This is a genomic window from Clostridium sp. M62/1, from assembly GCF_020736365.1.
Lineage (GTDB): Bacteria > Bacillota > Clostridia > Lachnospirales > Lachnospiraceae > Otoolea > Otoolea saccharolyticum_A.
This window is the reverse complement of sequence record NZ_CP085988.1, coordinates 982,090-994,203: the sequence shown is the minus strand read 5'-3', so window position 1 is coordinate 994,203 and position 12,114 is coordinate 982,090. Positions and strand designations below refer to the sequence as shown.

Here is a 12,114-nt window from a genome sequence, read left to right as displayed (position 1 = left end):
TTGTTTTTTCATCCATGCAAAATCTTCTTTGTACAACAGACTGTTAGATATAGCAAAAACGGCCTTTCAAAAACAGTTAACTTCTAAATCAACTGTTTTTTGAAAGGTCGTTTCATCAGATTCTTATAGCAATCCAGCAAATAATCTCATAAATAATTGTCCCAGTCGCAAATATGCACTTCGTCCGGTTTGATATTGGTCTGTCACATCACGACATTCTCCCATCGTTCTTATCAGATCATTTTTTATTTCCACAACTGCCTGACAATCTGCCATAAAACAGCCGTTTTCAAAATGGTGATATAAACTTCGATAATCCAAATTAATTGTTCCACAAGTTGCCATACAGTCATCTGCCACACTCATTTTTGCATGACAGAAACCAGGAGTCCACTCATAAACACGAACACCATGTTTAACTAATCCATGATAAAAAGAACGAGTTACATTATAAATGAATTTTTTATCAGGGATACCAGGTGTGATAATTCTTACGTCTACCCCTCGCTTAGCAGCCAGACATAACGCATGCGTCATTTCATCTGTTATGATTAGATATGGAGTCATAAACCAACAATATTTTTCAGCTTTATTTATCATACTGATATAAACTTCTTCTCCGACCTGCTCATTATCCATAGGACTGTCTGCATAAGGCTGAACAAAACCTGTTTGCTGTGCTTTATAATCGTAATGAATAATGTATTTACTAAAATCAGTATCATTCGTAGCTTTTTCACTAACAGCATTCCACATTTCTAAAAATGTCACTGTAAGCGACTGAACAGCATCTCCTTCTAAACGAATACCTGTATCTTTCCACTGTCCATACGGGTGTGTGTAATTAAAATATTCGTTTGCTAGATTATATCCACCTGTAAATCCGACTTTTCCATCAATAACTGTTATTTTTCTATGATCACGATTGTTCAAAAACAGATTTAAACCTGGCATAAACGGATTGAATACACGGCAATGAATTCCTATTGCCTCCATTTTTTTCACAAAATCTGTGTTAATAAAGCCTATAGAACCCATATCATCGTAGAATACTCTAACTTCCACACCTGCTTTTACTCGCTCTTCCAGAACATCTTGAATCTTATGCCATGCTTCAGCGTCTTCTATCGCATGATATTCCATAAAGATAAACTTTTGTGCTTTCTCCAAATCCTTAAGCTGTGCCTCTAATCCTTTCACTGCTTCATCAAAATACACAATATCCGTATTCTGATAGATTGGATACTGCGAATTTCTTTGTATATAACTTGCAATATTTCCTGCCTTCGGAATCGTTTCGTTTATTCTGTTTAAGCACTCCTGATTATCGGAAAGCATTGGTAACAATTTGCTATCAATTTCTGCATATCGCTCACGCATTTTATGTGTGCCGCCATTCAAACCAATCAACAAATACAGGCCTACACCCATAATTGGGAAAATTAGAATTAAGATGACCCAAGGCATTTTCATAGAGGATGTCTTATCTGATGCATACAATCCCAAAACTAAAATTCCACTTAAAATCCTTGTAAATAGATTTATGATTTCTGCATATTCATTTAAGCGTGTTACAATAGTAATAATAAAAACTACTTCTAGAAGAATGCAGACTATGGAAAAACACAGCCGTTTTACCCCATTTTTTGTTTTTGCTTTGCCCTCTAAAGTATCTTGTTTCATATATATTCCGCCTTCCTACTTGCTCAGTTTTCTCCCTAAATTTCGTGGAACATACCAATTTTGTCTTTTATTCTCTGCATTTCATTATCTGCTTCAATGATAGCTTTTGCAGAATGAAGTAATTCTTCACTTATCTCATCATAGCCAGGCATTTCTTCAATTCCTTTTTTATAGCGAAGTTGATGTTCCAATGTTGCCCAGAAATCCATACCATTGGTTCGAATCTGTAATTCTACACGCATAGGTGTTTTACCCTTAGCAAAAAATACTGGTATTTCAACAATCATATGATAGCTTCGATAACCATTCGATTTTGGATTTTTTATATAATCTTTTATTTCAATAACTTTAATATCATCCTGTTGGGTAATCAAATCTGATATCATATAAATATCGTCAATAAACGCACAAACTATTCGAACGCCTGCTACATCATTGAGATATGTCTGTATATTTTCTGTTGTAAATTCATATCCCATCTTCTGCAGTTTATTGTAAATACTATTGGGCTTCTTAATTCTTGTTTTTATAAAAGAAATAGGATTTCGATTGTTCTCAACTGAAAATTCATCATCCAAAACCTCAAGCTTAGTTTGTATCTCCCGAATAGCACAACGATACATCATCATTAAATTATAAAATTTTGTAGCATTATTTAAAAACTGTAGTGATTCCGGACTGTCCATCCTGAGTTTTTTTACTTCATCTTTTGTCATGGAACTTTCCTTTCTACCTCATCCCTGATTTCAAAACATTATTTATTTTGATAGTTGATTCGTTCTCCTTGAATTACTGGATAACAAATCATTTTATCACTATCCAGATTTTCTACATGCATATCTACTGCACTGATCTGATGGTTTTCATAAGTATTGTAATAATACCATCCTTATGGCAGACCGTGGTTACGAAAGTTTTAATACCTTTGCACACCTGATCCGGAAGGGAATGTATTTCGTTATCCGCATGAAAGAAATCAACAGTAATGGTATCCTTTCCGCTTATGATTTGCCTGACAGCGAATTCGATACTCATATAAGAACAACACTTACCAGACGCCATACGAAAGAAACATTGGGGAATCCTAACACCTATAGCGGCAGTCACAGCATCCACATGAAAGCGTTCCCGGTAATGCTTGTTCATCTTTTTCGGCGAGCCGGTATAGGTGAGCAGCCACTGCTTGCCCTTTCGGAGGCGTGCTTCCTTTCGCTCAATCTTTGTCATTTTCTTTGCCATTTGCGGAATCTCCTGGATTTTTTGCTGATGACTTTGGTTTGCGCTTCTTCGGTGCCGTCAGCTCATAGCTCAAAGAAAGCAGGTCTTTGATGGCATCATCCAGTTCTGGTTTGCCAAGCTGAATACTGAGCCATTTTTCCTTGTTCATGTGATAGGCCGGAAAATAGCCGTCCTGCCCACGAAGAGAGCCGATCAGCAGCGGATCACTTTTCACATTAAGGACATCAACGATGCCTGCTTCCGGCAGTCCCAACTTATCAGCAGATACTTCCAGAACTACACCATACCATTTATTATTGTCATTGTGCCGCAACACCGCATTCCAGTCATGCCAGGGGTATTCCGGCTCTGTGCCGTACTGCTGGCGTATCCATATAAATAATTCTTGTCGTGTCATCTTTCAAGTTAATATTTTGCGATAGAATCTTGTACGCTTGATGTATCGTGGAATTCTTATCCTGTACACTCGCATAAATTCAAGAATTTCCGCCAAATCAAATGCTTTCTCTTTCGACCAATCAGAATATTTCCTATGCTGAACCAGCCATACTCCAATCATGTAGTAGTCCAGTGCATCCTCGTCATCTTCGCTCTGAATATCGTGACCACAGAGAAAGCGGTACTCGATCGGCGATTGTGCATAAAGCCTACGAAAACGCGCTTTGGATGCTTCTATATCATTCTTTGTCCATTTTCTATACACTCAGCAACCACCCCATCCTTTGATTTAAGATAAAATCATTCAATCCTCATACCATTCCTTATAGGCCAGTATCCTTATCCGTAATCGTTCTCTCCTGTAAATGATAATTTAGCGCAGCAAGCGCAACTGCTTTTTGACTTCATGTTCCAGGATATATCCGGCTCTAAACATATTGGTGACTTCATTGTACCTCAACGTGGGACGGCCCTTCTCTCTAAAGATGCAATTCCTGGCGATATTCCGGTCGTTGCGGGAGGACTGGTGCCATCGACATACCACAATGCAGCCAATACTGTAGCGCCTGTGATAACTATTTCGAGCTCTGGAGCGAACGCCGGATTTGTGAATTTGTGGGGCGTGCCTGTTTGGTCATCTGATTCGTCCTTCATAGATTTCAAGATGACACCCTACGTTTATTTCTGGCATGCGCTTTTGAAGCGCCACCAGAATAATATCTATAAAATCCAAACTGGTTCTGCACAGCCACACATTTATCCAAGTCATATAGCAAGCCTTCCTGTGTGTGATCTGGATTTTGGCAAAGTGGCTGACTATACAGAGCGTGTTACGCCGCTTTTCACGCTGATTTCCAAGAATTACAAAGAAAGCAACCAGCTACGAGCATTGCGAGATTGGCTCCTGCCAATGCTGATGAACGGTCAAGCCACCATCAGCGACTAAGCAGCTAAATTATCATTTACCTCGGAGTTCAATTTGATTTTCTTGTCAAGAACTAAAAGCACTTTTGCAATCTTATCCTGCTCTGAACGTGAAATACTCGGTATCTCAATCTCCTCAAAAACGCCTTTGCTCAAAATTGGTGTTCTGGTTACGGAGGAAATTGAAAAGAGATATTCCTTTTTTGTGCTTAACCAGTAGTAGAGAAAATAAGGACTATAGTCTTCTGATATTTGGGTTATGCTGTTGATCTGTTGGTTAGTTGCACACTTTTCAAAGCACATGGCAACATTGCCCATATCCCAACCAATGCAGCCTACTAACACACTTATTCCATCAATAGAATTAGTTTTGATAGATTCCAAGCCCGCCTCTGTAAGTGTTTTTTCAGATGAAGAAATTTTATATCCTCCATGTAACTCCGTTGGTGTTATAAACATGTAGTCACCACCATAGAATTCTGCATGAGCAGTTTGTGGAGTTTTTCCGGTAACCACATTCCCTATATCCTTGATTTTCATGCTTACCTCTCTATCCAATGTATTTTTTGTGAGCCAGCTTAACATTGCTCTGTTTTACCATCGCATAGTGCATTGTCGTGTCAATGCGTTGATGACCCAGCAAATGCTGTAGCTGCTCAATCGGCATTCCCTTATCTATTGCCATCGTTGCAAGCGTCCTGCGGAACTTATGTGGGTGAACCTTTGGTATATCCAACCGTTTTCCAAGCTCACGAAGCCTCAACTCAATTCCGCCAATCGTCAGCCGTCTATGTGGAGACCGCAAGGAAACAAAAAGTGCCGGTTCACTGTCTGTTCGACTCTGCAAATAGTTTTGCAGATGAATCTTTGTTCTTGCGTCAAAGTAAACAATTCTTTCCTTGTCTCCTTTGCCGAAAACGACGCATTCTCGCTCGTCAAAGCGGATATCGTCTCGATTCAGTCGTACCATTTCTCCAACACGCATACCAGTAGAGGACAGCATATCGATCATTGCTAAATCCCGCAAGCTATCGCATTTATCTCTCATCTTTTCGAGTGATTCATCAGAATAAGTCTCCTTGATGGTCGCAGCGGACTTCACCTTGTGAATCCGGCGTATCGGGCTTTTCAGAATATAGTCCTCATCCTCAAGCCATGTGAAAAAGCTGGATAGGATACGCCTGATGTTGTCTATCGTCACCTTGCTTGACTTCTTCTCAGCCTGATAGTCGGTGAGGTAAGCTCGCAAATCATCCGTTGTGATCTCCAACACCTGCTTTCCAATCTTATCTAGCATTGTACGAATCGTGGAAGCATAGTATTTCAGCGATTTTTCAGAACAACCTTCGACTTTCTTGGCTGCAATGAACAGCTCCTCAATCTTTCTATTTGAGGTATCGTCCTCCTTGGTTTCTGAACAGTCAACCGTTATAACTTCGACCTCTGAAAATGCAGCTGCAAGAACCTTTTGCAGATGTGCTGTCTGCGCATTATTCAGCACGGACAACATTCCTTGGATGATCTGATTAACTATTCTTTCTTTCATGTCGTTTCTCCTTCTGTTAAGAGAACGACAGCAACGGCAGTTCCTTATTTCTCCACTCTCGCCGTTGGTAAGAGTTTCTTTGTCCTATGCTAAATGATAATTTAGCGGCTTAGTCGCTGATGGTGGCTTGACCGTTCATCAGCATTGGCAGAAGCCAATCTCTTAGCTGAGTTAAGGCTTGTATCTCTTTATTCAGCTTGTATTGCAGCGAAAAAAGGGGCTTCGTCTGCTGGCTGAACTTGTCTACAACCTGCATAGGAGGTAAGAGCATCCTACTATCCAATAGAGTGTTGATTCGAATACCCTTGAAAACGCTACCGGTTGAGCATGCAGTCGATTCCTTGACAAAAGCTTCGCTCTGTAGGTGCATGTAAAGGTATTCCGGCGTAACAGTTGCTTTATTACAGCGAATGGAGAAGACAGATTCGTTGATATCCCAATCTTGCGGAAGTTCCTGAACAAGATGGCAACGACCTAATGGAGCAATGCTCGCAAACAAAATATCTCCAGTACATACATCAGAACGGCGATGTACTATCGCTCGTGCAGTTTCATCAATGGTATCACACCCTGAAAAGTCCAAAATACCATCAGAGCGGAGATTTTTGACTGTGATGTATTTGATCGTACCACTGCCCAGCTTAAAATTATCCCGAGGGTTTAAGCCTGTACGAATACCTTCGATTGCATCTGACATTTTTGTGCTGTTCCAACTAGCAGGTATCTCTTTTTTAGCATCATCGCTCCACACCATTTGCCCGCCAGATGAGCGGTATGGCTTACCGCTCTCGTCTGGAAAGTCAAATTGCGTGAACCAGTAGTCATACAGCAGACGGAGCTGTTGCGCTAAATTATCATTTATTTTATTGTTCAGTGCTATTTTTCTATCAATCTTCTTGAAACATTCAGCAATTCGCCTCTGCTCATTCATTGGTGGAAGAATAACATCTGTATCCATTAGGTCACTAATGCGAATCTCTTGTATAATACTTCCTGTTGTATGCAGCGATGCCATTCTAACAAAATAATCACTCGCCATATACAGACATAGATAATCAGGTAAAATAATTTTCCGATTCACTCGTATTGAAAATATAGATTCGCCTATATCGTAGTCATCTGGTTTCTCACATATCAAATGACAATGTCCGATAGGAGCTCTGCTAGAAAACAATATGTCACCTACTTGGATATCAGACCTTCTATGGATAATTCTTTTTGCTTGTTCATCTATAAAGTCACATTTTGAAAAATCAATTGTGCCAAACTGTGTCAAGTTCTTTGCTGTAATATATTTGAGGCTACCATGGCCTAGAGAAAAATGGTTTCTCGGATTCAATCCAGTGTTAAGCTGCTTTATGCACTCACTGAATTTTAGAATTTGCCAGCCATTGGTTAATAATCTCTCATTGCCTATCATGCTAAATCGTCCCATCCTTATGCCATCTGTGAGCAAATTCAAATCTGCTCATACTTCACCCTCTTCAGCTGCTCCATAATCTCCTTTTGCAGAACGTTTCCTTCATCGAAGTAGCTCTGCAAATTCGATGTCAACTCCGACATTTTGCTCTCAAATTCTTCCTGCGTAAGCTCCACATACTCAATCTTCACATCAAAGTACTGACCGGCTGCAAGAGAGCACTTTTTCGCTTCAATATCCTCATAGCTTACAGCAACCGAAAAGTCCTCCACTGTCTTCTTGTTGAGAAAAGTATCGACAATCATATCAATCTCAGAAGGTGTCAGGCGAACCTTTTTGTTGTTGCCCTCTTGGTACTCCTCACCGAGCTTTGATGCATCGATTAGGATAACTTTATCTGAAGACTTTGAATTATCGAAGAACACAACGGATACATTCGTACCGGTATTTGCAAAAACATTGGACGGCATACTGATAACGCCATATACAAGTCTCTCGTTTACAATATGCTTCAGCAGTTTGCCCTCGACGCTGCTCTTTGCCGTGAGGAAACCAGTTGGAAGTACAATCGCAGCTTTTCCGTTTGGTTTCATCGAATTCAGCACATGCTGAAGGAAGCATGTGTAGATGGACATGCTTTCTTTTTTCTTCTTCGGCACATTTGGGATACCTGCCCAGAAACGGGCTGGCATAGCCGCAAGCGTCTCTCTTGTCTCAGAGAAATCCAAGTTGAATGGAGGGTTGCAGACCTCATAATCAAATTGCCGGAGAGACTTTCCATCATCGCTCATATGGAACGGATCAGTCAAAGTATCTCCCTGGATTGCATGATCGAGCGAGGAAACCAGACCATTAAGAATCAGGTTTAGCTTGAGCATCTTATTACTCTTTTGGGAGCGATCTTGCGCAAAAATCGTGCAGCGATCTTCACCAATCTGATGAGCAAGTGCCATTAGCAGTGTACCGGTTCCGGCTGCCGGATCGTAGCACTCGATGTTATGCAAATCCTGTCTGTCACCGACAAGAAGTCGAGCCATAATCACGGCGATTGCATGGGGCGTGTAATACTCCGCATATACGCCACCGCCGTTTGTGTTATAATCCTTGATGACATACTCAAATACACCTGCAAAAAAATCGTAACTCTCTGCAAAAGCGTCCTCAAAAGAGAAATTGACGAGCTTATCAACCAGAGCTCTTGCAAATGGGGCTCTTTGCGCGTCATCGGTCACGAAATTAGTGAGCTTTTCAAACAGCGGAATTTTGGTGTTTTTCGTTGTTTGCGTGGAGAAAATGTCGATGTTCTTGTCAGCAATATCAACCATGGTGCTGTCGAAGATCAAATCAAAATCTCCCTTTGCCTGCTGGTTCCACAGCGTAGAGATCAAATGCTCCGGATAAAGCCGTGGAATATCAGGAGATAATGAATCCAGAAGATCAAGCCGGTCGTCCTCCGGCAGTTCGGAATATGCGGTTTCCCACTTTTCAGCACTGGCGATACGAGAATCCTTTTTCTTAATCTCATATCCAAATTTATCGTTCAAAAACTTATATAGAAATATCTGGGTAATGACCTTGTACTCGTTTCCGTCGTTTCCCATACCGTAATTGTGGCAGACAGCTTTCAGGTCATCTATCAACTTATAGGTTTGTGCCTTTATATCCATTGTTTTCTTCTCCTTATGCGGCAGGATATGTTTCTCTGTATTGCTCGAGATACTGCTTTGTAATTCTGCTCTGAATAAAAACTCTGTCTTCTCGGGAATTGACAACCCCCAAGGTATCCATGCCCGTTTTAATTTCCGTCATAACCGTCTGCTCAAAATAGGCATCTTTTTTCAGAATATCGTTACGATCATAAACCTTACGGTCAATATCGCTTTTTATGGTCATCAGTGCTGTGACAATGCTTTCGTCATATTCTGAGAGCATGACCGGTTTGCCTGCGCTTTTACGCTTCTTATTTTCTTCCCGGATTCGTTTATGAACACGAGCGAATTTTGCATCGCCGTTGTATCGTCTCAACAAGACTGCATTCTTTTTCTGTAGCTCTGCCAGCTTTTGGAGTATTTCATCCATAGCTTTAGAGTAGGAGTTGAACTCATCCATATTTTGAGGAGTAAAGCCGTGCTCATGAAACCGAGCATGAAATGCTTCTCTCAGCGTGATATATTCTGGATCTTCCGGGTCGATATTCTCCGCGAATTTACGCACCATCCTTTGAAGTTTTTCATTAAGCTCCTCGCCACCGGATACCATTTTTAACTCCTCTTCACCGATTTTGCTGAAGTTAAAAGTAATGTCCTGCATGGCTTCATTGACCATGATGCGTGTAGCATCGTCATCAGCAAAGGCTTCCCGCTGATTGATGATATTGATGTGTCTTTGCACTTCTGAGAGGATATCCTTCAGGCGAGAAATCTCGAAATTTGCGAATGCAGCCTTCAAGTCATCATCACCAAAGGTTCTCACAATATTACAGCAGTCACGCACCTCAATCAGTGCTTTTTTCAGGTCAAGAAGAACCGACTTGTCCTCGATGGTGGAAATCTCCGTGCTGAATTCCTCTGCATTATCAAGCGGATAATCAAAAAGCACTTGTCGAGCTTTTTGCATACGCTGAATCAGCTCAGCAGGGTCTTCCATAACCTGAGCAAAAATATTGGCCTCGTTTCCTTCACCTACTTCGTCAGGGTCATTGAATTTATTGAGTTCTGCAAGGTATGCGGCATTTGTTTCATCAAAATTCTTCTTGATGTCGGCAAAATCGATGATGTATCCATACCGATTATTCTTATACGGTCTGTTGACACGAGTGATTGCCTGAAGAAGATTGTGGTCTCTGAGTTTTCGCCCGAAATAGAGTCGCTTCAATCTCGGAGCATCAAATCCAGTAAGCAGCATATTGTACACGATGAGCATATCCACCTTAAAGTTATCCTTGAAGTCAGTAATGACATTTTCACGGGTGTCCTTGTCGTCGCTATCATATAGGATAAGTCCAACCTTGAAATGGCTCTTGCTGGACGCATCTTTGTTCAGTTCATTTTGAATCTCGTCAAAATACGCAAACAATCTGCGAGCCTGTTCACTTGTCTCGCAAATGACCATGCCGCCTAATGTATCATCTCCTCGAATAATCCGGAAACGCTTCAGGTCAGTGATGATATACCGGAGAAGTTCTTTTACATAGTTCGGATGCTCAATAATATCATCCTTTTTGACATCCTTCTTTTGTACCAGGTTCTCAAGGGAATGGTAGATTTCTTCCAGCTTCTCTTTGTAGGAAGTTTCGATATCCTCTCGAATAATTTTTAATGTATAACCATCTTGGACAGACTTATCGTAATAATATGTGTGCAGGTAGTTGCCGAAAACACGCCATGACTCGCGCTCACTTTTCAAGAGTGGCGTTCCTGTCAATGCAATCTTTATGGAGTTAGGGTCCGCATCGAACAAATTGGCGAGGAAAGAACCTTCCGGTTTATATCCACGATGTGCCTCATCAATAATAAAAACCCGTTGCAGGTTAGTCGCATAAGATGGAAGTACAACCTTATCCTGCCGTTCCTCAAATCGCTGAATGTTAACAACGGTAATTTCAGGCTCTCCGGTTGTTCCTTCCTGGGATTGATTTGTCCGAAATTGCTCCATTAACTCAGCTCTGGAACTTGCGGTTTTAACAACCAGTCCTCTTGCTGCGAACTCCTCCTTGGACTGCTTCATAAGGTCAAGACGGTCAACTATAAAGTAAAACTTCGTTACCTTGTTAATGCTTGCAAAATAGTCCGTGAGCACATAGGAAAGATGGAAAGACAGAGCAGTCTTGCCGCTTCCTTGGGTATGCCAAATAATGCCAGAGGTTGTACCTTCAGAGATACGCTCTCGAACAATCATTGCAGCAAAAAACTGCTGATATCGCATAATATGCTTCTGGTCTATTTGCTCGATTGTACCGTCATCAAGCTCCTTCGTCTTGTGGTAGTAGGTGATTCCATATTTAAGTAGGAAAAGTAGTCTATCCGGGCTGCACATTGATGTGAGCACACGGTTTGTCGGAGTTGTTGTCTGTAAGTTGGTTTGATATTCAGGGCTTGTATGAATGACCTGATTGTTGAAATCAGAAAGAATCTGCTTCTCAACTTCAGGGTCAATATCCTTATATGGAAAGTCTCTGTTATACGGTGCTACATCAAGATTCAGCGGATTTTCTTCTCTGAAGCAATTAAAAGGAGAGCCTTTCTTTGAACCAGTGCAATAAAAAACACCTTGAATAGGCACGATACCCCCCATAGCATCGTACTCCATGTTGTTTGAGAAGATCATCAACTGCGTAATATTTATAAACCTGCGAAATTTCTTATTGGGAAACCGCAGTTTGTTCATACGCTCAGCTTCGGCAACCATACCACCGATATTATTGGGCTTTTTCACTTCGATAAACACGAGAGGAAGCCCATTCACAAACAGCGTTATATCCGGTCGAAATTCATCCTCATCACGCTTGCAGGTAAACTCCGCCGAGCAATGAAATGTATTGTTTTCCGGATGCTCAAAATCAATTAGCCTTACTGGAGAAACAGCCTTAAGCCGCTTATAAAAACTTTCTCCAATATCATCGTTATCAAGCTCTTGTCGGATTATTCTGAGCATAGCTTCCGCTTCTCCGGCTCGTTCCGGATTGAGCTTTGCAAACTGAGACTTAAAAACTTCTATGAGGATATTTGTATCCGGGTCGTAAACAGTGCCAGCCTTATCTTCGGTAATTTTTCCAAAGTATGTGAAGCCAATTCGTGTCAAGTGGACAAGCGCTGGCATTTGCACCCTTGTTGCTTCATTCCACTGAGTTCTTTGACCTGACATA

General features: G+C 41.1%; 10 protein-coding genes and 1 pseudogene. 1 reads left to right on the top strand and 10 read right to left on the bottom strand.

Going from position 1 to position 12,114, the window contains the following annotated elements; all coding sequences use genetic code 11:
• Positions 1–123: 123 nt before the first annotated feature.
• The 5 genes and pseudogenes from cls to LK436_RS05170 form a co-directional block, all read right to left on the bottom strand.
• The gene (cls, locus tag LK436_RS05185) at positions 124–1,683 is read right to left on the bottom strand and encodes a cardiolipin synthase (RefSeq protein WP_008396523.1); all 1,560 of its coding nucleotides are present in this window, start codon (positions 1,681–1,683) and stop codon (positions 124–126) included.
• Between the two features lie 35 nt (positions 1,684–1,718).
• Positions 1,719–2,399: a GTP pyrophosphokinase gene (locus LK436_RS05180; RefSeq protein WP_008396521.1), complete on the bottom strand. Its 681-nt coding sequence runs from the start codon at positions 2,397–2,399 to the stop codon at positions 1,719–1,721.
• A gap of 38 nt (positions 2,400–2,437) precedes the next feature.
• Positions 2,438–2,572, bottom strand: a pseudogene (locus tag LK436_RS18420) (linear amide C-N hydrolase); the annotation flags it as partial.
• Positions 2,524–2,922, bottom strand: coding sequence for a hypothetical protein (locus LK436_RS18510; RefSeq protein WP_008396519.1), 399 nt, complete (start codon positions 2,920–2,922; stop codon positions 2,524–2,526). The gene LK436_RS18510 and the pseudogene LK436_RS18420, both read right to left, overlap by 49 nt.
• Entirely contained in the window at positions 2,897–3,319 is a 423-nt protein-coding gene (locus LK436_RS05170; protein WP_008396517.1) for an MmcQ/YjbR family DNA-binding protein, read from the bottom strand. Before LK436_RS05170 ends, LK436_RS18510 begins: the two co-directional genes overlap by 26 nt.
• 567 nt (positions 3,320–3,886) lie before the next feature.
• On the opposite strand from LK436_RS05170, the gene LK436_RS05165 reads away from it, so the two are divergent.
• A complete protein-coding gene (locus LK436_RS05165; protein ID WP_207706472.1) occupies positions 3,887–4,306 on the top strand; it encodes a restriction endonuclease subunit S in 420 nt (139 codons plus the stop codon).
• On the opposite strand, the gene LK436_RS05160 is transcribed toward LK436_RS05165, so the two are convergent.
• The 5 genes from LK436_RS05160 to LK436_RS05140 all read right to left on the bottom strand — a co-directional run bounded on the left by LK436_RS05160 (position 4,303) and on the right by LK436_RS05140 (position 12,113).
• Positions 4,303–4,824 carry a restriction endonuclease subunit S gene (locus LK436_RS05160; RefSeq protein ID WP_008396512.1) on the bottom strand — a complete coding sequence of 174 codons (522 nt, stop codon included), beginning with the start codon at positions 4,822–4,824 and terminating at the stop codon, positions 4,303–4,305. The two genes, LK436_RS05165 and LK436_RS05160, sit on opposite strands and share 4 nt — an antisense overlap.
• 10 nt (positions 4,825–4,834) lie before the next feature.
• Positions 4,835–5,830, bottom strand: coding sequence for a site-specific tyrosine recombinase/integron integrase (xerA, locus tag LK436_RS05155; RefSeq protein WP_008396511.1), 996 nt, complete (start codon positions 5,828–5,830; stop codon positions 4,835–4,837).
• Between the two features lie 109 nt (positions 5,831–5,939).
• Positions 5,940–7,250, bottom strand: coding sequence for a restriction endonuclease subunit S (locus LK436_RS05150; protein ID WP_008396510.1), 1,311 nt, complete (start codon positions 7,248–7,250; stop codon positions 5,940–5,942).
• Positions 7,251–7,288: 38 nt separating this feature from the next.
• Positions 7,289–8,917, bottom strand: a complete 1,629-nt coding sequence (locus LK436_RS05145) for an HsdM family class I SAM-dependent methyltransferase (protein ID WP_008396509.1) — start codon at positions 8,915–8,917, stop codon at positions 7,289–7,291.
• Between the two features lie 13 nt (positions 8,918–8,930).
• A complete protein-coding gene (locus LK436_RS05140) occupies positions 8,931–12,113 on the bottom strand; it encodes a type I restriction endonuclease subunit R (protein WP_008396508.1) in 3,183 nt (1,060 codons plus the stop codon).
• Position 12,114: the final 1 nt, after the last annotated feature.